The 23,464-nt window shown below is 45.7% G+C and carries 21 protein-coding genes; 15 read left to right on the forward strand and 6 right to left on the reverse strand.

Going from position 1 to position 23,464, the window contains the following annotated elements; all coding sequences use genetic code 11:
* Positions 1-89: 89 nt before the first annotated feature.
* The 3 genes from ACK8OT_RS13510 to ACK8OT_RS13520 all read right to left on the reverse strand — a co-directional run bounded on the left by ACK8OT_RS13510 (position 90) and on the right by ACK8OT_RS13520 (position 5,081).
* The gene (locus ACK8OT_RS13510) at positions 90-1,427 is read right to left on the reverse strand and encodes a magnesium transporter (protein ID WP_410197048.1); all 1,338 of its coding nucleotides are present in this window, start codon (positions 1,425-1,427) and stop codon (positions 90-92) included.
* A 37-nt stretch (positions 1,428-1,464) separates the two neighbouring features.
* Entirely contained in the window at positions 1,465-2,034 is a 570-nt protein-coding gene (locus ACK8OT_RS13515; protein WP_410197049.1) for a mechanosensitive ion channel domain-containing protein, read from the reverse strand.
* Positions 2,035-2,171: 137 nt separating this feature from the next.
* Complete coding sequence (locus ACK8OT_RS13520; protein WP_410197050.1) at positions 2,172-5,081, reverse strand: HD domain-containing phosphohydrolase; 2,910 nt, start codon at positions 5,079-5,081, stop codon at positions 2,172-2,174.
* A 178-nt stretch (positions 5,082-5,259) separates the two neighbouring features.
* Between ACK8OT_RS13520 and ACK8OT_RS13525 the strand changes: the two genes are divergently transcribed.
* The 10 genes from ACK8OT_RS13525 (at position 5,260) to ACK8OT_RS13570 (ending at position 13,937) form a co-directional block, all read left to right on the forward strand.
* Entirely contained in the window at positions 5,260-6,216 is a 957-nt protein-coding gene (locus ACK8OT_RS13525) for a YbgA family protein (RefSeq protein WP_410197051.1), read from the forward strand.
* Complete coding sequence (locus ACK8OT_RS13530; protein ID WP_410197052.1) at positions 6,206-7,036, forward strand: MerR family transcriptional regulator; 831 nt, start codon at positions 6,206-6,208, stop codon at positions 7,034-7,036. The genes ACK8OT_RS13525 and ACK8OT_RS13530 overlap by 11 nt, the downstream gene beginning before the upstream one ends.
* The gene (gene phrB, locus ACK8OT_RS13535) at positions 7,033-8,412 is read left to right on the forward strand and encodes a deoxyribodipyrimidine photo-lyase (protein WP_410197053.1); all 1,380 of its coding nucleotides are present in this window, start codon (positions 7,033-7,035) and stop codon (positions 8,410-8,412) included. The genes ACK8OT_RS13530 and phrB overlap by 4 nt, the downstream gene beginning before the upstream one ends.
* Positions 8,413-8,437: 25 nt before the next feature.
* Positions 8,438-8,863, forward strand: a complete 426-nt coding sequence (locus ACK8OT_RS13540) for a nuclear transport factor 2 family protein (protein ID WP_410197054.1) — start codon at positions 8,438-8,440, stop codon at positions 8,861-8,863.
* A 20-nt stretch (positions 8,864-8,883) separates the two neighbouring features.
* Positions 8,884-9,609 carry an SDR family NAD(P)-dependent oxidoreductase gene (locus ACK8OT_RS13545; RefSeq protein ID WP_410197055.1) on the forward strand — a complete coding sequence of 242 codons (726 nt, stop codon included), beginning with the start codon at positions 8,884-8,886 and terminating at the stop codon, positions 9,607-9,609.
* The gene (locus ACK8OT_RS13550; RefSeq protein ID WP_410197056.1) at positions 9,609-10,865 is read left to right on the forward strand and encodes an NAD(P)/FAD-dependent oxidoreductase; all 1,257 of its coding nucleotides are present in this window, start codon (positions 9,609-9,611) and stop codon (positions 10,863-10,865) included. The genes ACK8OT_RS13545 and ACK8OT_RS13550 overlap by 1 nt, the downstream gene beginning before the upstream one ends.
* The gene (locus tag ACK8OT_RS13555; protein WP_410197057.1) at positions 10,862-11,644 is read left to right on the forward strand and encodes a DUF1365 domain-containing protein; all 783 of its coding nucleotides are present in this window, start codon (positions 10,862-10,864) and stop codon (positions 11,642-11,644) included. The genes ACK8OT_RS13550 and ACK8OT_RS13555 overlap by 4 nt, the downstream gene beginning before the upstream one ends.
* Positions 11,637-12,893, forward strand: a complete 1,257-nt coding sequence (locus tag ACK8OT_RS13560) for a class I SAM-dependent methyltransferase (RefSeq protein ID WP_410197058.1) — start codon at positions 11,637-11,639, stop codon at positions 12,891-12,893. The genes ACK8OT_RS13555 and ACK8OT_RS13560 overlap by 8 nt, the downstream gene beginning before the upstream one ends.
* A 76-nt stretch (positions 12,894-12,969) precedes the next feature.
* Complete coding sequence (locus ACK8OT_RS13565) at positions 12,970-13,521, forward strand: DUF2878 domain-containing protein (RefSeq protein WP_410197059.1); 552 nt, start codon at positions 12,970-12,972, stop codon at positions 13,519-13,521.
* An 83-nt stretch (positions 13,522-13,604) separates the two neighbouring features.
* On the forward strand, positions 13,605-13,937 hold the full coding sequence (locus tag ACK8OT_RS13570) for a hypothetical protein (RefSeq protein WP_410197060.1): 333 nt from the start codon (positions 13,605-13,607) through the stop codon (positions 13,935-13,937).
* A 51-nt stretch (positions 13,938-13,988) separates the two neighbouring features.
* On the opposite strand, the gene ACK8OT_RS13575 is transcribed toward ACK8OT_RS13570, so the two are convergent.
* Together ACK8OT_RS13575 and ACK8OT_RS13580 are read right to left on the reverse strand one after the other, a co-directional pair.
* Positions 13,989-14,699, reverse strand: coding sequence for a DUF445 domain-containing protein (locus tag ACK8OT_RS13575; RefSeq protein WP_410197061.1), 711 nt, complete (start codon positions 14,697-14,699; stop codon positions 13,989-13,991).
* 160 nt (positions 14,700-14,859) lie between these two features.
* On the reverse strand, positions 14,860-15,258 hold the full coding sequence (locus ACK8OT_RS13580; RefSeq protein WP_410197062.1) for a hypothetical protein: 399 nt from the start codon (positions 15,256-15,258) through the stop codon (positions 14,860-14,862).
* Between the two features lie 460 nt (positions 15,259-15,718).
* Between ACK8OT_RS13580 and ACK8OT_RS13585 the strand changes: the two genes are divergently transcribed.
* The 4 genes from ACK8OT_RS13585 to ACK8OT_RS13600 all read left to right on the forward strand — a co-directional run bounded on the left by ACK8OT_RS13585 (position 15,719) and on the right by ACK8OT_RS13600 (position 21,676).
* The gene (locus ACK8OT_RS13585) at positions 15,719-17,842 is read left to right on the forward strand and encodes a glycosyl hydrolase family 18 protein (protein WP_410197063.1); all 2,124 of its coding nucleotides are present in this window, start codon (positions 15,719-15,721) and stop codon (positions 17,840-17,842) included.
* A 332-nt stretch (positions 17,843-18,174) separates the two neighbouring features.
* Positions 18,175-19,680 carry a chitinase N-terminal domain-containing protein gene (locus ACK8OT_RS13590; RefSeq protein WP_410197064.1) on the forward strand — a complete coding sequence of 502 codons (1,506 nt, stop codon included), beginning with the start codon at positions 18,175-18,177 and terminating at the stop codon, positions 19,678-19,680.
* A gap of 148 nt (positions 19,681-19,828) precedes the next feature.
* Positions 19,829-20,941: a substrate-binding domain-containing protein gene (locus ACK8OT_RS13595; RefSeq protein ID WP_410197065.1), complete on the forward strand. Its 1,113-nt coding sequence runs from the start codon at positions 19,829-19,831 to the stop codon at positions 20,939-20,941.
* Between the two features lie 132 nt (positions 20,942-21,073).
* Positions 21,074-21,676 carry a TetR-like C-terminal domain-containing protein gene (locus ACK8OT_RS13600; RefSeq protein WP_410197066.1) on the forward strand — a complete coding sequence of 201 codons (603 nt, stop codon included), beginning with the start codon at positions 21,074-21,076 and terminating at the stop codon, positions 21,674-21,676.
* A gap of 40 nt (positions 21,677-21,716) precedes the next feature.
* Here the strand turns inward: ACK8OT_RS13600 and ACK8OT_RS13605 are convergent, their stop codons facing one another.
* Positions 21,717-22,763 carry a PLP-dependent cysteine synthase family protein gene (locus ACK8OT_RS13605; RefSeq protein ID WP_410197067.1) on the reverse strand — a complete coding sequence of 349 codons (1,047 nt, stop codon included), beginning with the start codon at positions 22,761-22,763 and terminating at the stop codon, positions 21,717-21,719.
* 128 nt (positions 22,764-22,891) lie between these two features.
* Between ACK8OT_RS13605 and ACK8OT_RS13610 the strand changes: the two genes are divergently transcribed.
* A complete protein-coding gene (locus ACK8OT_RS13610; RefSeq protein WP_410197068.1) occupies positions 22,892-23,368 on the forward strand; it encodes an Lrp/AsnC family transcriptional regulator in 477 nt (158 codons plus the stop codon).
* Positions 23,369-23,464 lie beyond the last annotated feature (96 nt).

The following is a 23,464-nucleotide window of genomic DNA, read 5'->3' on the forward strand; positions in this document are numbered from 1 at the left end:
TAGCTAACCTATCGAAAAGAGTGGCATTTCGTTATACGAAACGCCACTTTTTACTTGCATCACATTGGTCTTTTCCCCGGCATTTGAAATTATAAAATCAAAAGCGTCGCAGTACCTAAAAAGGCAAAAAAACCAACTACATCGGTGACGGTTGTCAGTACCACTGAGCCAGCCAATGCCGGGTCTAATTTTAACTTTTCTAGCACCATGGGAATTAATACGCCAAATAACGCAGCGGTGATAATGTTAATACAGATCGCCAAGGCGATAATGGCGCCAATAAGAGGCGATTGGAACCAGAGCCCAGCAATCAAGCCTATCACCAAGGCCCAAAGCAAGCCATTTAGGGCGCCAATGCCGCATTCATTTTTAATCAAAGATAATAAGTTACCAGCAGAAACTTGATTGAGCGCCATCGCGCGGATCATCAAGGTTAAGGTCTGGCTACCGGCGATCCCTCCCATCGAAGCGACAATCGGCATCAATACCGCTAACGCCACCACTTCGGCAATCACATCTTCAAACAAGCCTATGGTAATCGAGGCAAAAATTGCGGTTACTAGGTTAATCCCCAACCATACGGCTCGTTTTTTGGCGCTATCAACAACAGGAGCAAATAAGTCTTGGCTTTCACTTAAACCGGCGCGTGCCATTAAGGTGTTTTCGTATTCTTCGCGGATAATCGACATGCCTAAACGGACACTGATTTGGCCAATCAAGCGGTTATGCTCATTGACTACTGGCAAGCAATCGTATTCGGCATGTTCGATTAATTCCGAGGCTTCTAGTAAGCCCATTTCTGCCGAGATAGCTTGCTGCTCCTCATCGGCCAACTCACGTACGGGTTGATCCAATGGTGCATTAAACAGTTGTTGTACCGCCAAGGTTGCAAAGTAGATACCGTGTTTGTCTACTAAATAGATGGTGGGTTGTACATTGCTGGGATCACGGCTGATTAATCGTAAGGCGTGGCGAACGCGCAGACCTTTGGCCAAAATCAAAACTTTACGTTCTGCATAACGACCGATTTCTTCATCGCTGTACTCGTTGGCCTGATCGAATAATTCGATTTCTTCTTCATCAATCAAGCCAAGGGCTTGTTCAACTATTTCGGGGGGGAGGTAATCGGCCCATTCAATCAGGTCGGCATTATCTAAGCGAGAAAGAACCAGATCTAACTCGATAGGTGATAAATTTTGAATGATCGAGTTACGTGCATCGGAGCGCATCTCGGTTAAAACCGCGACACTGTGATTGAGTGACAAGGTACGCCACAAATGAATCCGCTTTTCGATGGGTTGAGATTCAAGAATTAGCGACAGTGCACCATCGTCTAGCTCTTTTTCCGCAATATTAAACAGCGCATCTTGGTTGTCGGGTGATGCGGCAGAAATTTGCGAAATAATTTGGCTAATATCTTGCTCCATAATGGCTCCTAATCAAGCATCAGCTTGGACTCGAGAATCAAGCATCAGCTTGAGCTCGACCAATCAAGCGCTTGGGCTGTACTTTTTTAACTTTTTCCGGCGGCTTATTGAGTACCATGACTGGTCGGACAATAAACAGATTATTTGGATAGAGCACTTTATGACCATCAATGTGCTGCAAAACAACGTTCATCAAGCCCATTTCCATGATACAGCCTTCGATAAAGTTACCGCCATCAACAATGCGCACCCACTGGCCTACTCGACAGTCATTTTGAATAAATAACAGTAAAAATGAGGTCAGGTTACTTAACAGAGACCAGCCTGCGAATAAACCGACACCTAGCATGGCAAACAGCGAAGAGCCAACCACTAATAACCCACGCAATTCAATACCCCAAACAATAAGCAATAAACAAAGCATGACTATTGCTGAGATGATTTTGAGTAATAAGCCTGCACGGTAACGACGGTGGGGATCGATGCGCCCTCTCACCATGTTTTCGAGCACTTTATTTTGTGCCTTAACTAGCAGTGGAAAACTGGCAATCACCGCAATGGTGATGAGTAATTTATATTGTGCGATTATGACAGAAATGACTTCCATAGGCGCTCCTAGCTTTGTCGTTACTTGGTTTAGTGACAAATAATAAATGCTGGCAAATGTAATGTAACTGTTTGCTAGGTCAACTGTTATTTTTGGCTCTAGTGAAATATTAACCAGCTAGAGCCAAGTTGTCTTGATTAAAGGTATTTCGCTATATCAACGGAATCGATTTGATCCGGTTGTAAGTATGCCTGAGCATACTGTAAATAGACCCCTGAAGTGAGAAACAATTTGAACAGTTCAGGGTCGATATGCTGATCCTTCACCATAAAGCTCATAATGTTAATACTTTCACTGAGGGTTTTGGCTTTTTTGTAAGGCCGATCAGCGGCAGTGAGGGCTTCAAAGATATCTGCGATCACCATAATACGGGCGGTTAAAGGTAAGTCTCCAGCAGGTACTTTTTTCGGATAGCCTTGCCCGTCCATTTTTTCATGGTGACTAGAAGCAATCAAAGGTACCTGTTTGAGATGGTCTGGAAATGGCAGTTTGGTCAACATAATGTGGGTGTGAACCATATGTGAATTGATGATAAAGCGATCTTCTTCGGTTAAGGTGCCTTTTCTCACCGACAGGTTGTACAGCTCACCGCGGTTGAAGCGATATTTCGGTGTATCCATATTAAAGCCCCAAGGGTTACCCGGCGCAGTCAGTTCGTCATCTTGGCGAGTGAATAAGTGCTCAGGCTTATCCATTAGCAATGGCTCTTGAGCCGGTAAGCTAACTTGGTTAGCTTGTTTGCGTCTTAATTCTTCCTCACCTATGCCTAAGGTGTCATCGAGTGTTCGGGTCCAAGTGCGCTGCGCAATGGCTTGAAGTTGGGTGATTTTTTCATCAGACATAAATTCACCGCCGATATTACACTGAGCTACAAACTCAAACTCTCGGTCTAAGGTTTGCAACAAGTCATCGCGAAGCTGAGCGAGCTTGGTGGGCTCACCTCCTTCAGCTAAGCCTTGCCAATATTGGCTATGGGCTTGTTGTTTCAATAATTCAAATCGCATCCGTACTTCATGAATGCGATCGTAAATAGTTTCTAACTTGGTCGCTTTATCGACCACGTACTCAGGCGTCACAATTTTGCCACAGTCATGCAGCCAAGCGGCGATGTGTAACTCTTGCCATTGTTCATCACTCAGTTGGAAGTCTTGGTAAGCCCCTTGGTCTTGTGCACAGGCGGCTTGAGTTAGCATTTTGGTTAGCTCTGGCACTCGTGAGCAATGCCCTCCTGTATAAGGCGATTTACTGTCAATGGCTCCCGCGATGAGCTCGATAAAGCTTTCTAATAAGGCTTTTTGTTGTTGCAGTAATTGTTGCCCCTCCAAAGCCAGTGCCGAATAACCCGCTAGGGCTTGAATAAAGTGATTGGGACGACGTTTGGTCGAGTGCTGCGGTGGATCGAGGTAACCACAAAAACCGATCACTTTATTACTGTGATTGCGCAATTTGATCCAAGTGATGGTGTATTGGGTGCATTCCAACACGCTGTAAGCTAATAAATCCAAAGAGGATTGGTGTTCATTTTGGTGTCGTTGAGCAACGCTAATCTCATCCTCGGTGGGAAAGATATGAGACAGTGTAATGTGGTCTTGCTGTGTGATGGCATGACTAATTTGTTGTGATAACTCCGCATTGGATCCACTGAAATAGGCCGCCACGCTATGAAAATGGTCTTCTTGATCGGGTGACGTGAGATATAAAACACCTCCCTGAGCATGGCTCATTTCGGTTGTTTTTTCCGTTATTTGTTGTGCCAAGTTGTTAAGATCATGACTTGCGAGCATGGCGGAAGACAGGGTTTGAAACTGGCTAATGGTGGTTTTCATGGTTGCAGCGGTCGTCGCTAAATCGACCACTTCTTTAATTCGGCTAACCGCGCTGATGGGCTGGCTAAAGTCTAGGTTGTTGATGGCTTCTAATTCTTGGGTTAAGCGTTTAATTGGGGCGGCAATATAGCGTGCAACCAACCAAGCAATTGGGATCACTAAAATAATAATGCCTAAGGTTACCATTAAGGTTTGGTTGCGCATTGAGTAAGCTTCGGCTAACAATTCAGAGCTGGGCGAAACGGATATCAAGTAATAGCTTTGCTGCGCCGAGAGGTTCACTTCACTGATTTCACCTAACCATTGTTCTTGGTTCAGTTCGAAACTTAAGTTTTGCGGCTTAAGTTCATAGTTTGCCTTGATAAATTCAACAACAGGATGATCATCTGGCTGAGTCCCTGTGCTGGCTTGTTGATTGCTTTTGTTGGCATCAAATAACAAGCTAGAGGCAAGCAATACTTGCTGTGGGTTAACCAATAGTAGTAATGAGTTGGGGGTATGTTTACGTTGGCCTAAGGTTTGTGACAGGCGGTACATGGAGTAATCCAAGGCAACAACCGCACCTGTTTGTTTATTTTGTTTCGCTATGGTGACACCCATCTGGCCGGTTGCCTTAAATGGGTAAGGCTCGGTGAGAATGGTTTCGCTAGCTTGCTCGGCTTGGATAAACCAAGGTCGCGTCTTGGGATCAAAGGGCTCGACTTGGGTGTTAACTGGGCCAATCTGTTGCCCACTGGCATCTAGCAAAGCCGTCCAAGCTTGGTAGGGGCGGTCTTGGTTTTGTTGCTTGATCACAGTGACAACAAACTGCACATCTGGGTTGTTACTGTATTTCTTACGACTTTCCTGATGAAGTCTACCAAGATATAAAAAATCACCATTATTGTAAGCAACATAAATGGCTTCCACGCCACGGCTTGCGCGCAGAGCTTGCCAAAGTTGCGGCGAGTTAATCGTTTGTGTGGTCAGATAGGCTGACTGAGTCAATTCAGTCTCAGCGAAAATCTCGACAATGGCGTTTGCGCGGCCGTAACCACTTTCAAAATGCTCTTCGACTTGCTTATCGGTTTGTCTAACGACTTGATGAGAGGCATCAAGGATCAGCTGGCTGCTTTGCTGATAATTGAAGACAGCAAGAACTAAACCAAAAACAAGAATAAGCGTGACAAATAAGCTGGTGATATGGACATGTAAGGTTGCCGCTTTATTGGTCGTTTTCACTCAGATCATTCCCTTGATTAACTTTGAAAATATTATGAATTTAACACGGAATTAAAAAGTTAATCTAAAAACATCTCGTCAAAGTGATCCGAAATGCGCAATAAGTTGTACAAATAAAACAAATTAGTACAACTTTAGACTAAAGTTATCTTATCTCACTTGTACAAGGGCGACACCAATGTATAGCTTTGAACCCAATAAAATTAAAATAGGCATTAGTTCTTGCCTATTAGGCCAAGAAGTTCGCTTTGATGGCGGCCATAAACAAAGTAAATATTGTCGTTACGACCTTAGCCAGTATTTTGATTTTCAACCGATATGTCCAGAAATGGCCATCGGCATGGGCGCTCCTCGAAAAACCATCCGCTTGGTTAATCAGCTTGGTGATATTAGGGTTAAGGCTTCCGATGATAGCTTTGATGTGACCGACAAATTGCGCGATTTTTCAGCCAAAAAATCGGCTCAACTGACCGGCATTACGGGCTATATTTTCTGTGCTAAATCGCCCACCTGCGGCATGGAGCGGGTTAACTTGTACAAGGATGGCACCAAAGACGCGGTTCGTGAGGGCGTTGGCGTGTTTGCGGCTCGGGTGATGGCCGATCATCCTTTATTGCCAGTAGAAGAAGAAGGCCGCCTCAACGATCCTGTGCTGCGGGAAAACTTTATCACCCGCGTTTTTGCTTACCATGATTGGCAACAGTTACGCGCGGGTGGGGCGACGCGTGATGCTTTGTACAAGTTTCATGCCCGCTATAAATATTTGCTTATGGCCCATGATGTAAACCTGTATTACAAGCTAGGTCCCTTGTTAGCTCAGGCGACTGGGGATGTAGAGGATATTGCCGATCAATATATTGAACTGTTTATGCAGGTACTTAAAGGCCATCCGACGCGGAAAAGTCATGCCAACACCTTGTCTCATATTCAAGGTTATTTAAAGCGCAGCCTACGCAGCGAAGAGCGTCAGCAATTGGCTAAAACCATAGATAAATACCGTCAGGGGTTAATTCCGCTGTTGGCCGCAATGACGTTAATCAAGCACTACTTAACCCTCTATCCAGATGCTTACATTGAACAGCAAATATACTTAAACCCGCACCCTGAAGAGTTGAAGTTACGCTATGAGCACTGAGCAACTTCTCTATCCCATTCGCGAGGTATCACAGCGAACTGGGGTTAATGCGGTAACCTTGCGAGCATGGCAACGCCGCTTTGGTTTGCTAAATCCACAGCGCACAGCCAAGGGCCACAGGTTATACAGTGAACAAGATATCGCGCTGGTACATGAGATTGTTAGTTGGCTGGAAAAGGGCGTGCCTATTAGCCAAGTGAAGCCTTTGCTTGGCCAGCGGGTAATTAAAGCTGAGCCAAACAATTGGCAGCAACAAGTGGATGATCTGATAGGGGATTGTGTAGCGCTTAACAGCACCAAACTACATCAAAGGTTAGATCATTTAACTTCTTTGTATCCATTTAGCTTGGCGTCGGAGCAGGTGTTACAGCCATGGTTAAAGCATTGCCTACTGATTTGTCAGCAAAGAGCGGATGGCGAGTTAATCCAAGCTTGGCTAGAGCAGCAAATCAAGCTGCGATTTTACACTCGGTGGCAGTTAGCCAATCAGGCCAACCCAAGTGAATCAGTTTGGATTATTAGTGTTGGCCAGCGTGTTTGGTGGCAGCCGTTGCTACAGGTAAATGAATGGGCACTGGCGGGTTATAAGGTGACCTTATTGATACTTAATGAGCTTTCTCAGCTCAACTTAGCGCTCAGCAGGATTGCCCCGGTAAGCCTGCTTTTTGATTTACCTGCGCAAGTAACAACGCAACAAAAACAACTGTTTATGAAATTCTCTAAGCAAAGTTACTTGATTGGAGAGTTTGCTGCATTACATCAAATGAACCTTGGGCTTCCCCTCGCCGATAGTCGTAAACATAAAGAGAGCTGGCAATGAACCTGTTGTGGATCCGTAAAGATTTTCGTATTTGTGATAACCCTGCCTTGGCTGCGGCCATGGCGTCAGGTCCGACGCGGGCCTTGTTTATTAGTAGTCCATCGCAATGGCAAGCCCATAACTTAGCCCCGATTCAGGCTGACTTTATGCAACGTAGCCTCAATCTAATGGCACAACAATTGGCCGCTTTAGGTGTGGTTACCGAGTGTTGCCAAGTTGAACACTTTACTGATATTCCAAGCTTTTTAACCGAGTATTGTCAGCGCCATCAAATCAGCAATATTTACGCTAATACCGAGCCTGAGCTTAATGAGGTGCGTCGTGATAAAGCGGTATTGAGCGCAGGTCTACCTTTGCGGTTGTTTGAAGGGCATTGCATTATGGCGCCGGGCACTGTGTATACCCAAGCTGGCGAAATGTTTAAGGTTTTTACGCCGTTTCGCAAGCAATGGTTAGCTAAGCTAGCGAGTAGCTTTGCTGCGCCTTTGCCTGCTCCAGCGCCCATTGCTCCTGCCGTTGAGAGCAGCCCGATTGAGTTCGCCTATCCGTTGCGTGACAGCCAGCAGTGGCCCATTGGTGAAGATCATGCTCAGCAAGCGTTATCGGATTTTGTGCAGCATCGTTTGGCGGACTACAAAAACTATCGTGATATGCCTGCTTTGGAACAAACCAGTTGCTTATCGCCCTATCTTGCTTTGGGGGTGCTAAGTCCAAGGCAATGTTTACATCAAGTACTGCAGCATTTCCCTGATGCGCTGCATCAACCTGACAGCGGGGCATTTTGTTGGATCAGTGAATTAGCGTGGCGAGATTTCTACCGTCATTTACTGATTGCCCACCCCAAACTCTCGATGGGTCATAACTTTGTTGCTAAGGCAGACCATATTGTTTGGCGCAATAGTGACCAAGACTTTCAGGCATGGTGCGCGGGGGAAACAGGTTATCCATTGGTCGATGCTGCCATGCGTCAACTCAACCAAACCGGTTGGATGCATAATCGGTTACGCATGGTGGTCGCGAGTTTTCTGACTAAGCATTTGTTAATCGATTGGCGCAAGGGCGAGCGATATTTCAGTCAGCAATTAATTGATGCGGACTTGGCTGCCAATAATGGCGGCTGGCAATGGGCGGCGAGTACGGGCTGTGATGCCCAGCCTTATTTTCGAATTTTTAATCCGGTGAGGCAAAGCGAAAGGTTTGATCCCGACGGTTCTTTTATCCGTAAATATTGTCCAGAACTTATTAATTTATCAGCAAAAAACATCCACTTGCCGAAACCCGAGTTACGCCCTATTCGGTATCATAAGCCCATGGTGGAACACAGTTTTGCAAGGCAAAGAGCATTAGATGCGTTTGCTGTGTTAGGCAAAAGTTAATGCTAACGTGCGAGAGGTTATCCCAGTGAAAACAGCCATTATCGATGAATTTGTTGCACTCTATCAGCAGCTAAACAAAGATAATCTAATCCGCTTAGCTGAGGTTTATGATGCTGACATTGAGTTTATCGATGCCTTGCATCATGTTCATGGCTTGGCGCAATTAACGCAGTATTTTGCTGGCTTATACCAATCGCTTAATCAATGTGATTTCTTGATTGAGCAGGTGATTGAACAAGATGGCCAAGCTAGTTTGTTTTGGTTGATGACCTATTCTCACCCCAAGCTTAATGGGGGCAAGCCTGTTCAGGTAAAGGGTGCCAGCCATCTGAAATTCAAAGAAAAAATTTACTATCATCGGGACTATGTCGATCTCGGAGAAATGCTATACGAGCATATTCCGCTGTTGGGTAGTTGCATTCGTCAAATCAAGCGACGGGCCACGCGTTAAGTATGAGTCAAGGAGTATTAATGCAACAAGTATTCATTACCGGCGCGACATCAGGCATAGGCCGTCAGTTGGCCCTTGATTACTGCAAACAAGGCTGGATTGTTTGGGCCTGTGGTCGCAATCAGGCTGCATTGAGCGAGCTTAAGCAGCAAGCGGGCGAGCATCTTCACCCCCTTTGCTTTGATATTAATCTCGCTGCTGAAATAGAGCATGCGGCACGAAAAATTACCGCGTTGGACTTGCTTATTCTCAATGCGGGTACTTGCGAATACATAGACGATGCTAAGCATTTTGATGGCGCCTTGTTTGAGCGAGTAATGCAAACCAACGTCATTAGCCTAGGTTATTGCTTACAGCACTTGCTGCCCTTGTTAAAGCGCGGCGGTAAGCTAGCGCTAATGGGCTCCAGCGCCAGCTATGTCGCCTTACCTCGGGCGGAAGCTTATGGGGCAAGTAAGGCGGCGGTAAGTTATTTGGCGCGTACCTTAGCGATAGATTTAAAACCAAGCGGCATTGCCGTCAGTTTGATCAACCCCGGTTTTGTGAATACGCCGTTGACAGCCAAAAACGATTTCCCCATGCCAATGAGCGTCGATGTGACACAAGCCAGTCACGCGATCATCTCGGGCTTGGCTAAAGACCGTTTTGATGTTCATTTTCCTAAAAAATTTACTTTAATCTTAAAAACGCTCGCCATGCTACCTGAATTTATGTGGCAAGGTTTGGCAGCAAGGATCCGCAAATAATGAAAAAAATAGCGATTGTTGGTACAGGTATTTCAGGGCTGGTTTCGGCCTATTTGCTCAATCGAGAGCACGATATTCAGGTGTTTGAAGCGAATGATTATATAGGTGGCCATACCGCAACGGTGGATGTTGACGTGGATGGCAAGCGTTGGGCCATTGATACCGGCTTTATTGTTTTTAACGACCGTACCTATCCAAATTTTGAGCGTTTATTGGCACAACTTGGCGTTAAAGCCAAGCCGACGGAAATGAGCTTTAGCGTCAACAATGTACAAACTGGGCTGGAATACAATGGCCACAATCTAGATACAATGTTTGCCCAGCGTCGCAATATTATCAATCCTAAGTTTTGGTCTTTTATTAGCGAAATTTTGCGCTTTAATGCCAAGTGTAAGGCGCTATGGGCCGAGCAAGCCATCGATCCTGAGTTAACCTTGGGCGAGTTTTTACGCCAGCAGAACTTTTCAGATTTCTTCAGCGAACATTATATTTTGCCGATGGGCGCGGCGATCTGGTCATCCAGCTTGGCCGATATGGAAGCGTTTTCATTGCTATTTTTCATTCGCTTCTTTCATAACCACGGGTTGCTCAACATTAATGATCGTCCGCAATGGTACGTGATTGAAGGTGGCTCGCGCAGTTATATTGAGCCTTTAATTGCCGATTTTAAAGACAAAATCCAGTTAAACACTGCGGTGACTCGGGTGGAGCGTGGCGAAGAAGGTGTGGTGCTAACCTTAAATAACGGTCAGCAGATGTACTTTGATGATGTAGTGCTGGCCTGTCACAGCGATCAAAGCCTCGCCATGCTGGCCGATGCCAGTGAGCAAGAGCAAAAGATTTTGGCTGATTTAGCTTACAGCGTTAACGATGTGGTATTACACACAGATACCAAGTTATTACCGAAACGGAAAAAAGCGTGGGCGGCGTGGAATTATCAGCTTAATGGGCAGCGCGATAATCCGGCCAGTGTGACCTACGATATGAATATTTTGCAGGGATTACCTGCGGATGCGCCGACGTTCTGTGTCACCTTAAATCAAAGTCATGCCATTGACCGTGACAAAATATTGCGTGAATTTAAATACATGCATCCGGTGTTTAACCAAGCTAGCCTAGCGGCGCAGCAAAATAGGCAGCAGATTTGTGGTCAGCGTCATACTCACTTTGCGGGAGCCTATTGGTATAACGGTTTTCATGAAGACGGGGTACGCAGTGCCCTTGATGTGTGCCAGCGCTTTGGGATCAGCTTATGAGTCAAGCGAGCAAGCAACAGCAGGCAGCAAACAAACTAGCACACAGTGCTATTTATCAAGGCATGGTGCGCCATCGCCGTTTTGCGCCTGTCGCTCATGACTTTAAATATCGTGTCTTCTTCTTGGCGCTCGATTTAGATGAATTGGATGCCGTGGCTGAGTTGGGCGCTTGGTTCAAGCAAGATAAATGGGCGCCACTGACGTTTCGCCACAGTGATTACTTACACCCTGAGCAGCGGGTGACGCGCACAGCGGTGTGGCAACAAGTCAAGGCATTAGGTGGCACAGAGTATGGTGGCCGCGTGTTAATGTTGGGCCAATTGCGTTGCTTTGGGCTTTATTTCAGTCCAGTCAATTTCTATTACTGCTACGGCCAAGACGATCAACTGATGTATTTGCTGGCCGAGGTCAGCAATACCCCATGGAATGAACGCCATTACTATTTGGTTGATGTCAGTGCTAATGAGCCGACCGATAAGGTGTTTCACGTGTCACCCTTTATGGACTTAGACATGAAATACCACTGGCGCATTAAACCGCCTGCCAAACAATTACGCCTGCATATGGAAAACCACAATAGCGCTAAACTGTTTGATGCCAGTTTAATGTTACAGCGCTTAGATCTAACTAATCAGAATTTACGTAATCAAGTGATAAAACTGCCTTCTATGACCATAAAGACCTTGGCGGGTATTTATTGGCAGGCACTCAAACTCTACTTAAAAAAAGTGCCATATATCCCTCACCCGGGGTCAGCGACGGAGCATAAAAATGGATAATTCAAACGCGGTAACGCTGCAAGCTCAGCCTAGCCAGTGGCTAGACAAAATAGCCAAAAAAGTCATCTGTAAAATACTCATGCAATTACAAGATGCGGGTCTGACTATCGAAGATCATGACGGGCGTGTTTTCTACGGTGATCAACATGCAGCGCTGCAAGCCAAAATTGTTATTCATCATGGCCGAGTATGGCGTCAATTCTTACTGGGTGGCAGCATCGGCGCTGGCGAGGGTTATATTCAAGGTGACTGGAGTAGCCCAGATTTGACTAAGGTTGTGCAAGTGCTAGGGCGTAACCTTGGCGTATTGGATAAGCTAGAAAAACGGTTTGCATGGTTATCTGGCTTGCGTCACTTGCGGGTGCACAAAAGTAATCGCAATTCTGAGCGCGGCTCGCGTAAGAATATTTTGGCCCATTATGATTTAGGCAATGACATGTATCGCACCTTTCTCGATCGAGAAATGCTTTACAGTAGCGCGGTTTACCCCAGTGCCGATGCGGATTTAGAGACGGCACAGTTACATAAACTCGATTTGATTTGCCAGCGCTTAGCGTTAAAACCCGGCGAAACCTTATTGGAGATCGGCACAGGTTGGGGTGGTTTAGCGATTTATGCGGCGCAGCATTATGGTGTGCAAGTGACCACCACCACGATTTCCGATGCGCAATATGAATATGCCAGTGCGCGTGTTGCTCAATTAGGTCTGCAAGACCAGATCACCTTACTTAAGCAAGATTACCGTAAGTTAGAAGGCCAATACGATAAGCTGGTATCTATCGAAATGATTGAAGCCGTGGGCCATGAATATTTGGCAACCTTCTTCACCACTTGCAGTGAGCGCCTCAAACCTAACGGCAAGATGTTGATTCAGGCCATTACTATCGCCGATCAGCGTTATGACAGCTATCGCACTGGGGTGGATTTTATTCAGCGTTATATTTTCCCCGGCGGTTGTTTACCTTCGGTGAGCGTGATGAGTGAGCATATTGCCAACAAAACCGACATGGTGATGATGCAGCTGCACGATATTGGGTTAGATTATGCGCGTACCTTACGCGACTGGCTACAAAGGTTTGAACACTCACTGTCCGACATCCGCAAAATGGGTTATGGCGACGACTTTATTCGTTTGTGGAAATTCTACTTGTGTTATTGCGAAGGCGGCTTTTTAGAGCGCAGTATTAGTACGGTACATCTAGTGGCGGCCAAACCTGAATATCGCTGCGAACGATACCAAAGCTATTAGGGCGGCAATGTTTTGCAATGGCCTGTGTTTGGCGTATTATCGCGGCCCTTTGAGTTGATTGAATTTGGTTTGAGTAATGATAACGACTAAACAGAGTGTAGGGGCTGTTGAATCAGTGTCTCGTTGGCTGGTGAAGCATTTCATTTGGGTTAACGCCTTGGTGTTCCAGCTAGTGTGGTTTACCTCTATCTTATTGCAACTAGATAGTTGGCCTATTGCTCTGCTGTTGTTAATCGGCCACTTTTATTTGATCCCTAACCGTCGCTACGATTTAACCTTGATGTTGGGGGTGAGTTTAGTCGGTATTATCTTAGATTCAGCTCTTTCTGCTTTGCAGTTGTTTGTGTTTGCCGACCAAGCCTTAATCCCTATTTGGCTGGTATTTATCTGGTTTCACTTTGCTTTATGCTTAAACCATAGTTTGGCTTGGTTGCGTCGTATTCCTTTGGCGTTGGTCGCTGTGATTGGTGCCATCGCTGGGCCAGCAAGTTATTTGGCGGGTTATCGTCTCGGAGCGGTGGAGCTGCCATACGGCAGTGTGATTTCAGGGCTTGTTCTTGCTGTGTTATGGGCGTTGCTGTTGCCTGTGTTTGTGCAATTTTCAGTAAAGCTTAAGTTAAGTCGCTAAAAAGTTGGTAACTTTAAACTTGCTCCCATGGCGGGGCTGGTTTTATAGTGACTAACTTAGCGTAGCAAGATTCAGGAAGGTTTATGGCGGTTAGTAAGCGATTATCACGGCGTGCTCTGGCATTTTTTGTGTTGTTTGTGACTGTGGTGGTTTATGCCGTTAATTTACAATTAGCCAAAACAGAATTTATTGTGCTTAATCGCTCGAGTGAAACCGTGGTGGTGAGTGCGAGCTGGCAGCAAAGCCAGCAGCAATTTGGTGAGCTTGCGCCCGAGCAGCAAGTGAGCTTTAGCTTAGATGAATCTACCATGGTTAAGTTACGGGCGAGTTTTAGCAGTGGACGCATTACCACTGTCACGGTTCCTTCGTTTAATTGGGCAGCAAGATTATTGCCACCATTCATGAGCGCGAGATAGATATTCAAGGGCAATAGTTTGGGCTCTATTGCCGCGTTTAGATTTGGCTGATTAAGCTTGGCTAATAAGCGCCGAAATCACCCCGATAATACCACCAAATACGCCGCCCCAAACGACTAACCATCCTAGATGCTGCTTGATCATTTGTTGCACAATTTGTTTGACCAACTCTGGGGTGAGTTCATTTAAGCGTTGTACTATGATGCTGTCGACATTGTCGCGGATGTCATTGATCATATTGGGCTGCTCTAACTGAGCCTTTAGATTTTGGCGAAAATCGTCCTGCTGGCTAATGTCGAGCATGGCTTGCTGCATTTTGCTAATAAAGGGTTGTTTGAGTGGCTCAAGTGCGGTTTTACCCCCGAGCATGTTGAGCATGGCACCAAAGTCAGATGCTAGGATGACATCAACTAGGCCGTCAAAGCTTGGCGCTAAGTCTATCTTTTCGATCACGGGCTGGAGATCAATCTGGGTTTTACTATCGAGCTCTTTACTTAAAAAACGATCAATATTTTCCGTGGTAAAAAACTGCTCCATCATCAGGCTTTTAATACCGAGCTTAAAATCTTCAAAGCGTGCAGGTATCACCCCAGAGCCATACAATCCCGGTACTTTTTCAAATAACATGTGAATTGCTAGCCAGTTAGTAATGGCGCCAGAGAAGGCGAACAGGCCAGCAAATAGTAGTATTTCTTGATCTAATCGGTAGCCAATAATCAATGCTGTTAAGGCGAGAAGGTTAGTCAATAAGCTTTTGTTCATGATGCTATGCCCAAGCAAGAAAAGTGGCAATTCTAGCAATGGATGGGGGTTTCTGGAAGTCGAAACATGATGGTATCAGGTGGTTACAAGTGGTTAGTTAGGCCAAGGTCACCGACCTAACTAAATCAAAGGGCTTGATTAAACAGCGCTTACTTTTTATCTATTTTTCAAAATAGTAAGTGTTAGATACTAACTCATGACTTGGTAGCGCACTGGTCATGACTAGCTTTAGGCAACCATCCGGCTTGATCTCAAGGGTCTTGCTAAAGAAGACATCAGAATCTTTTAAGATAACGGCTTCTAATAGATTTGGGTTTTTCAACTCTAAGCAGTCTTCATCACCAGAGCCTTTTCCTGTGTAAGGGCGGAATTGACCGTCAGGAATTTGTTCGTAATGATGCTTTTTTTCGATATCTCGCTCGTTCTTGCTAAAGAAAGAAATAACTAAGAGATCTTCTTCTTGGCTAATTAAACAATGACCGCTGACAGGGTGGCTGCCAAACTCGATATCGGCACGGTCAGGGATTAATTGCCAATCACCTAAAAACTGTTCAATCATATTTTTTTCCACTCAAAAAAATGAATACATCGTACTTAACACAATGAAAATCAGTATCAAAATATGGCCGCTTTGGCGTTGCCATTATTGAGAACGTCGGGCGTTTTTTGTGCCATTTTGCGCCTCAATACCTGTAAGCAAAATTAGTACATTTATCTTCCGATTAGCAATAAGTATTTACGTTAAAACAGGGGATTTTTGTCAGTATTTTGGGTTTTTTTAGCTGGCTAAATAAAATTTTGAGATAATTGTTCAAAATCAACGCTCTCTGCTTTCGAGTTGAGTTCAAGGGGGAGATAGAAGCTTTAACTGAGTTAGTGCTTCTTGTTTGTGAGCTTGGTTGTTCTTTTTAGTGTTGTTCGAGTAGATTTATTGAGTTCTGGTAAGATGCAAGCCATACCCATGCTTTAATGCTAGTTAAGCTGGAATATGATTAAAAACGCAGCAAAGGATTGCAGCTATGAAGTTTTTATTGCCTTTTCTATGGGGCTGGTGGCTATTTTTATCAGCCGCCGCCACCGCAGAGCCTATTCGTGCGGGTTATTTCCCGTTTTGGGCTACCTATAGCCATTCTTATCATATTAATGATGTGCCGGCGGAGCGCCTAACGCATTTAATTTATGCCTACGCCAATATTAGTCCTGCTGGTGAGGTGATCTTGGGCGATAAATATGCCGATGTAGACCGCATCTATCCTGATGACAGTGCTATTGGCGGGCGTAGAGGTAACTTCAATCAATTGCGCAAGTTACAGCTACGCCATCCTCATTTACAAAGTGTTATTGCGATTGGTGGCTGGAGTTACTCAGAGAACTTTGCGATTGCGGCGGAGCAACCGGAGAAATTTGCCCAAAGTGTGGCCGATTTTGTTAAGCAATATGGCTTTAATGGTGTTGAGTTGGATTGGCGCGCACCGGTAATGAAATATCGCGGCCAACCGGCCCAGCCGCAACAGCGTGAGCAATACTTTGAATTAATCAAGGCAACCCGCACAGCCCTAACGCAATTAAGCCAAGTTAGTGGCCAAACCTACAGTCTGAGTGTCACCCTTTCGGCTGATGCCCAAATGATGCCAAATTGGCCCCTGCCCGAAATGCAGCATTACGTTGATTTCATTAGTTTGCTGAGCATTGATTTTCATGGCCGTTGGAATCAAACCACCGGGCATTACGTGCCACTATATGCGCCGGCTGGGGAATTAAGTGTCAGCTCGGCGGTAACGCGTTATTTTGCTCTTGGTGGGCAAAACGATAAGTTAGTATTGATCCTCGCCAGTCAAGGCACCGCTTGGCAAGGGGTAAAGCAAGCTGGGGTAGGCCAAGCAACGGTTGGGGTGCCCTTAGGCACTTGGGATAACGATCAAACTGGGCCGACGGGCGTATTTTCTCAGCAGGATATTCAAGGGTTTAAAGACGATCCCAGTTGGCAGCAAGGCTGGGACAAGGATGCTAAGGCGGCTTGGTTGTTTCATCCGCAGCAGCAAATATGGCTTTCTTATGATAGCAGCGAGGGGATTGGCGCTAAGCTGGATTACGCCAACAGCCAACAATTAGCCGGCACGGCATTATGGACCTTGTCGGGTGATGCTATCGGTAATGCTAGCGTTTTGCGCCAAATCCATCAGTTTGATAACTATGGATATAGTTTATGGCTCGATGTTAAACCTTGGTTGCTGTGGATCATTGTCGCTATCGGTGGACTGGGATTATTGGCCTTGATAGCTAATCAATTCAAGCGGCGCCGTCACGCCTTGGCTCCCATTAGCCTACCTGATCTGGTTTCTATGCTTGAGCAAGCTGGGGCTGGCAATCAAGACATTCCTGAGCCGATTCAACAACTGGTCGCTAAGCTACAAGTTTGGCAGCAACAAGCGTTAGCCGTGGAGTCGAATCAGCAAGAGTCGACGTTCAATGTCGCTAATATCGAGTCTAAGCGGGATATTCTGCCGGTATGGCAACAAAGTCGCAGTGTGGAAGGCTTACACCAAGAGTTAGTGAGTTGGTTTTCGCGCCATCCAGGGGTGAAGTCGGCTGCTGTCTATCAAGGTGAGCGCCAAATAGCGGCAAGCGAAACGCAAGAGCAGAGCGAAAATGATCAGTCTATTCAATTACTGTTAAATGATTTAGATGCTTGTGTGCTGCAGTTAGAGGTGAGCCCTGAGCACTCAAATGAAGCTCATTTTCGTCACTTAACCGACCAGTTAGGCCAATGTCGTCAGTACTTAATGCAGCTTTGTCGACAGCCACAATTACTGAGTGAGCTGCACACCATAGCTCAAGCTAAAGAAAAGCTTCGTTATATTAAAGCCGAGCGAGGCTACAGTGGCTTGTACTTAGACGGTCAAGCCGAGCCCAGCTATATCTTAATGCGTTTAACGGGCATCAAATTATATTTTGATAATCAAACGCTTTTGCAGGTTCACCGCTCTTGGTTGGTGAACCCTAGCCGTGTGGTTGGCTTGGAAAAAATGGTCAAAGCAAAATGGCAATTGCGACTGGATACGGGCGAGGTAGTGCCGGTTTCTAAGAGTTATGTGCAATGGATCCAACAGCATTTTCCACATTGGTGGCAACAGCGGGCATGATTTGGTGAAAATGGAACCGTCATGAATGATAATTAAGTTGCTGTTTTTAATTGTTTTTTGTTTTCCGCTTTGAATGGTGGTGAAATCGGATTGGCATATTTTAATTGTTAATAGTGGCGTACTCATTGAAACCCTAGCCCTGTTAATTGGTTACCGGGTAGATAGGTGTATTTGATGCAATAAGATGTTGGTTTGAGATTGTTTAATATGTTGAATTTTAAAGGTAAAATATATTTCACTTCGGTATTGGTGAAAGCCTAACCTAAGCTCGCTAGTTTCTTTTTTGGTTTGCTGCATGATGAATGAGCGAACGCCATTCACAAGGAGGAAACATGGCCAAATTAACTTATCTTGCAAGCATCATCTCAACCCTTTGCGGGGCAACTTTAATCACCGCGGCTAATGCCGCGCCTAGCCCCGCTCAACTTGATGTGTTACCGACAAAAACCAATGTGTATACCAGCCATACTGTTAGCTGGAATATGTGGTGGGGTGAAAACGCTCAGCAGTGGACCTTGCGCAGTAATGGGCAAGCCTTATGCACCGGTGAGTTAGCTGAGCAGGGAAATAGTAAGCAAACAGGAACATGCCAAGTTACATTTACACCGGGTGAGCATGAATTGGTTGTCGAGCTATGTAATGCTTCGGGTTGTAGTGATAGCGTTGCGCGTCATCTCGTGGCGGAGATCCCTGAGTTACAGCAGTGGCAGCCTGATACGGCCTATGCTGCGGGCAGTTTTATTGCGCAAGGCAAAAAAATCTACCAAGCCCAATGGTGGACCCAGAATGAACAACCGCCGGCTAAGGTGTGGCAGTTTATTGCTGAGCAAGGTGCAAGCCTAACGGCTAAGGTGGCTAGCTGGAAAAATAATGCGGCAGCGGCCTACACCATTCAACATGACGATTTTTGTGCCTATATTACCGACGGTATCATTCATTATGCGATCCCTGAGCTATCGGCTCGTGGTTTACAAGGCTCTGTGGGGGTAATTGCGGGTAATTGTGCTAATTACCATTGGCAGGCTGTGGAGCAATTTGCTGCTGCAGGTCATGAGATAGTGAACCATTCATGGATGCATTCAAATCCGGTCGATCCTGCTTGGTCTGATGAGGTTGAGATCCGCCAAGCACAACAAACCTTAGTAGACAAAACACCTACTGCGGTTGAGTTTTATGCCTTTCCACAAGATCAAGCCAGTGCTGAATCCATCGCGGCATTAAAAGCTGAACCAGGTATCATCGGTATGCGTTCGGTAAACTATTACCTTGCTCGCGGGGTGAATGATGCTGACACGTTTGATCCCTACTTTATTAAGAACGACCTATTTACCAATTCGGGTATCTGGTCTGTGTATGAAGGGAGTGACGATATCCTGCAAGCCTATGTCGATGATGCGGTGAGCAAAGGCGGCTGGGCACTGCGCACTTTCCATGGGGTGGAAGATACGTCTTGGGAGCAAATTCCGCTGTTACGTTACCAAGGCCATTTAGATTATGTGAAATCCTTGGTTGATCAGGGTGCACTATGGGTTGCTGGGGCAAGTGATGTGATCCGCTATGGCATGTCTCGTCGCCACTGCGAGCTGCAATCAGAAACGCAATATGATGGCAGTTTAGTTTTGGGCTTTGATTTAACTGACTCTGTGTGTCAAAAGTATCTGGCCAATGACACTCAGTTAAGTGTTGTGGTGAATGCAGATCAAGGGGTAAATCAGCTCTTCGCGCATTATCAGCAGGCTGATGTTGAGCAGCAACCTCAGGTTCAACGCATTAATGACCAACAATTTGTGATTAATCTGATGCCGCGTCAGGGGCAGGTGCGAATCACGGTAGAATAAAATTTACCCTTGGGCGGCTAGCTGGTCAGCTGGTCTGCCCTATGGCCTGTTTCGTCATTAAAGCAGTGGGCGGTATGAGCAATCCCACTGCATATGATTTATAATCTATAGTTTGGAGTAAGATCAAAAAGATAAGGAAATTCATCCCATGAAACCTGTGGTTATCATGTTAGTTGGGCTCATGATGTTAAATCCATGCTGGGCTGCGCAAAACTCATCTTCCCAATATTGGTCTCTCGACGAATTTTTTCAAACGTTTCCCAAAAAAGCTCAGCTGGCTGCCGATTTTGACAAATTAGTGCAAGGGCCAAGCGCACCCTTGAACGTCGAGCAAAAAGAGCCGTTACGGATTTTTGTGGTCTACCCGAGTCATCAGGTTTCCGATTACTGGCGTCGCAGCATCGCCTCGCTGACTGCTCGATTGGATGAGCTTAATATTCAATATCAAATCTACAACCATCACACCAGACCCTCTGTCGCTCTTGAACAGCAGCAGCGATTGATCGAAAAAGCAGAGCGCTATCAGCCGGATTATTTAATATTCACCTTAGACGTTAATGAGCACGCTGGCTTGATTGGGCATATTCTTGAGCAGAAAAAAATGAAGTTGATTCTGCAAAATATTACGACCCCGTATCGCGCTTGGCATGACAATCCCCCTTTTATGTATGTCGGGTTTGACCATGTTACAGGTACTAAGATGCTGCATCAGTACTATAGTGAGCAATTTCCTCGGGCTCATTATGGTCTGGTTTTTCGAAGTCCCGGCTATGTGAGTGAAATGCGAGGCGATAGCTTTATTCACATGCAACAAGCGGCGGGGGCATCTTTGGTTGGCTCGGTATATTCCGATGGCTCTAAGCACGGTGCGGCTCTCGCGGTACAAAGTGTGTTACGACAAGCTCAAACCCAGCCCTTGGATTTTATCTATGCCTGTTCAACGGATGTGGCTTTTGGCATTACTGCGGCCATCGCCAGAACTCCAGAGTTGAAACGTCCCATTGCGGTAAACGGTTGGGGTGGCGGTGACAAAGAGCTTGAAGCCATTTTAACTGGTGAGCTTGATGTCACGGTGATGCGCATGAATGATGATAACGGCGTGGCGATGGCCGAGGCGATGAAGTTATCGTTACAGGGACAAGATGCGCTTATTCCTCAGGTTTATTCCGGTGACTTCAAACTGGTCGATAAGCGTATTCATCCCGCGACATTAGAACAGTATAAACAGCGCGCATTTCGTTATTCCTCTCGGACAGAGTGAGCTTTAACCAAAGCTGAGGTTAAACAAGCATCTTGGGGTAACTTGGGTGTATGCTGAGCATTAAATTGGATACATTTTCTACTATTAATTATAAACTTGCGATTGGTAATTTGTTATCAAGGAGGATAACCCGTGAGTGAAATAGAAAAAGGAAAAGTCATTGCAGACGTCATCGCTGCTTTGGACTCTGGTAAATTAAAATTAACTGATATTGCTGCCGTGGCTGAGTACACGGATTATGACATCGATAATTTAGTTGCTTTGTTTGTTGATGATGCTGGGCTTAACTTTGAGTTAGCCAAACAAGCGAATCGGTTGTTAGCTAGGTTTATTTCTAGCGCCGATCATAAGCTTGAGCCAGCCGAGCGCCTGATTGATATGGGCATGATGTACTTAGACTTTGCTCAATCACACCCTGGCTTGTTTAACTACATGTTTAGCTATGAAGACAAGGAAAAATGGCTAGACCAAAACTTCTCTGATATCGCTCACGCCAACTTTGCTTTACTGCAAGAAACAATCAAAGAAGGCATTGCAAAAGGGATCTTCGTTGCCAAGTATGAACCCATCTTATCTTTGTCGGCATGGTCGATGATCCAAGGTTTAGCTCATATTCAAGCAAACCGTTTGTCTCCTTTGTCAGAATCGTTATCGAAAGATGCGAAACGTCAGGTGTTAGAAAACTTGTACCTAGGTTTGCTCACCGAGAGCTACCAAGCGATTTATAAGCAATAGCAGCGTTAGCCCGCAGTTAACCTCTGCGGGCGATTGCAACTTAACCAAACCGAGTTAGCCAGTTTTGATACTGAGTGATGCTGCCAATATGTTGTTCTACCCACTTGGGCTGGTAATAGGTATCCAGATATCTTTCTCCTGAGTCGCAGATCAAGCTCACTATGGCCCCGCTTTGTTGTTTCTTTTGCATTTTACGTGCAAGTTTGAGTACCCCATAAACATTGGTTCCCGTGCTAGGGCCGACCTTGCGGTTTAACAGTTTGGCTAGCCAAAGCATGGTGGCAATGCTGGCGCCATCTGGCACCGAAATCATGCGATCGATAACGCTTGGAATAAACGACGGTTCAACTCTTGGTCTACCTATACCTTCAATTTTGCTGGCTTTGCAGTCACTGAAATGCGTTTCTCCAGTTTGATAATGGCGATGGAAAACCGAGTTTTCTGGATCTACTACGGTTAGTTGGGTCTCTAATTGGCGATAGCGAATATAGCGACCTATGGTGGCGCTGGTGCCCCCTGTGCCCGCAGACATGACGATATGGCGCGGGACGGGGTGAGGCTCGGCTCGCATCTGTCTAAAAATTGCGTCGGCAATGTTGTTATTGCCACGCCAATCGGTGGCGCGCTCGGCATAGGTGAATTGATCCATGTAATGGCCATTAAGCTGTTTAGCCAGGTGTTGAGCGGTCGCATAAATCTGATCGGTCGAGTCAACTAAGTGCGCTTTGCCGCCGTAAAACTCTATTTGTTCAATTTTCTTTGCTGCGGTGGTTTTTGCCATCACAGCGATAAAGGGGAGGCCAAGTAGCTGAGCAAAATAAGCTTCTGACACCGCGGTACTTCCCGAAGAAGCTTCGATGATGGGGGTGTCTTGCTGGATCCAGCCATTACATAGAGCATATAAAAACAGAGAGCGAGCAAGGCGATGTTTTAAGCTGCCGGTTGGGTGAGTGCTCTCGTCTTTTAAATAAATATCGATGCCAGCCAGTGCGGGTAGGCTAAGTTTGATTAAATGCGTTTCGGCCGAACGTTGTAAGTCTGCGGCAATGATTTGAATCGCCTGATTACGCCAAGTAGATGATGCCATTTGTGCCTCAAAACCAATCTGTGAAAACCCAGTATAAGAAGCGCAGTGGAGAAAAAGTTGCTCATATTTATCTATTTTCAGTAATAATTAGAAAAATTTTCTACCTGATGTGTTTTTAGGGAATATGTATGCTAGATAAGCTTGATATTAAGATTCTGAGTTTGCTACAACATGATGCCAGCATTGCTTTGGCAGATATTGCCGAGCAGGTAAATTTAACCACCACGCCTTGCTGGAAACGAATAAAACGTATGCAAGACATGGGGCTGATCAGACGACAGGTCGCCTTGCTTGATGCAGCACAATTAAACTTAGATTTGATCGCCATGGTGCAATTGAAAACCCAGCAACACAGTAGCCAGTGGTTTAATGAATTTCTATTGCAAATAAAGGATTTAGAAGAGGTGATGGAATGCTATCGGATGGCGGGGGAATACGATTATATGTTGAAAGTGGTGGTGCAAGATATGCGTAGCTTTGATGCCTTCTATAAAAAGCTAGTGAGCCGCGTCTCGGGCCTGACGGAAGTGACGTCCAGCTTTGCTATGGAGCAACTTAAGTACACCACCGAATTACCACTTTCAGCCTGTGCCAAAGGCCGATGAATGAGCGATTTGTGCGCGATAAAAAAATGCCATCGTTGTGGCGTTAAACTAAGGTAGAAATATGGTTGGAGTGACTATAGTTAGTTATGTCCGTTG

It is taken from the genome of Motilimonas thetidivivens (genome assembly GCF_046452435.1).
In the GTDB taxonomy this organism is placed as follows: domain Bacteria; phylum Pseudomonadota; class Gammaproteobacteria; order Enterobacterales; family CBDFNC01; genus Motilimonas.

What these genes read in the sequence shown, in the direction of transcription:
- phrB (WP_410197053.1), top strand. Translation starts at nt 7,033, where the DNA reads ATGAACCTGTTGTGGATCCGTAAAGATTTTCGTATTTGTGATAACCCT.
- ACK8OT_RS13555 (WP_410197057.1), top strand. Translation starts at nt 10,862, where the DNA reads ATGAGTCAAGCGAGCAAGCAACAGCAGGCAGCAAACAAACTAGCACAC.
- ACK8OT_RS13510 (WP_410197048.1), bottom strand. Translation starts at nt 1,427, where the DNA reads ATGGAGCAAGATATTAGCCAAATTATTTCGCAAATTTCTGCCGCATCA.
- ACK8OT_RS13585 (WP_410197063.1), top strand. Translation starts at nt 15,719, where the DNA reads ATGAAGTTTTTATTGCCTTTTCTATGGGGCTGGTGGCTATTTTTATCA.
- ACK8OT_RS13545 (WP_410197055.1), top strand. Translation starts at nt 8,884, where the DNA reads ATGCAACAAGTATTCATTACCGGCGCGACATCAGGCATAGGCCGTCAG.
- ACK8OT_RS13525 (WP_410197051.1), top strand. Translation starts at nt 5,260, where the DNA reads ATGTATAGCTTTGAACCCAATAAAATTAAAATAGGCATTAGTTCTTGC.
- ACK8OT_RS13565 (WP_410197059.1), top strand. Translation starts at nt 12,970, where the DNA reads ATGATAACGACTAAACAGAGTGTAGGGGCTGTTGAATCAGTGTCTCGT.
- ACK8OT_RS13530 (WP_410197052.1), top strand. Translation starts at nt 6,206, where the DNA reads ATGAGCACTGAGCAACTTCTCTATCCCATTCGCGAGGTATCACAGCGA.
- ACK8OT_RS13515 (WP_410197049.1), bottom strand. Translation starts at nt 2,034, where the DNA reads ATGGAAGTCATTTCTGTCATAATCGCACAATATAAATTACTCATCACC.
- ACK8OT_RS13550 (WP_410197056.1), top strand. Translation starts at nt 9,609, where the DNA reads ATGAAAAAAATAGCGATTGTTGGTACAGGTATTTCAGGGCTGGTTTCG.
- ACK8OT_RS13595 (WP_410197065.1), top strand. Translation starts at nt 19,829, where the DNA reads ATGAAACCTGTGGTTATCATGTTAGTTGGGCTCATGATGTTAAATCCA.
- ACK8OT_RS13570 (WP_410197060.1), top strand. Translation starts at nt 13,605, where the DNA reads ATGGCGGTTAGTAAGCGATTATCACGGCGTGCTCTGGCATTTTTTGTG.
- ACK8OT_RS13580 (WP_410197062.1), bottom strand. Translation starts at nt 15,258, where the DNA reads ATGATTGAACAGTTTTTAGGTGATTGGCAATTAATCCCTGACCGTGCC.
- ACK8OT_RS13610 (WP_410197068.1), top strand. Translation starts at nt 22,892, where the DNA reads ATGCTAGATAAGCTTGATATTAAGATTCTGAGTTTGCTACAACATGAT.
- ACK8OT_RS13575 (WP_410197061.1), bottom strand. Translation starts at nt 14,699, where the DNA reads ATGAACAAAAGCTTATTGACTAACCTTCTCGCCTTAACAGCATTGATT.
- ACK8OT_RS13590 (WP_410197064.1), top strand. Translation starts at nt 18,175, where the DNA reads ATGGCCAAATTAACTTATCTTGCAAGCATCATCTCAACCCTTTGCGGG.
- ACK8OT_RS13560 (WP_410197058.1), top strand. Translation starts at nt 11,637, where the DNA reads ATGGATAATTCAAACGCGGTAACGCTGCAAGCTCAGCCTAGCCAGTGG.
- ACK8OT_RS13605 (WP_410197067.1), bottom strand. Translation starts at nt 22,763, where the DNA reads ATGGCATCATCTACTTGGCGTAATCAGGCGATTCAAATCATTGCCGCA.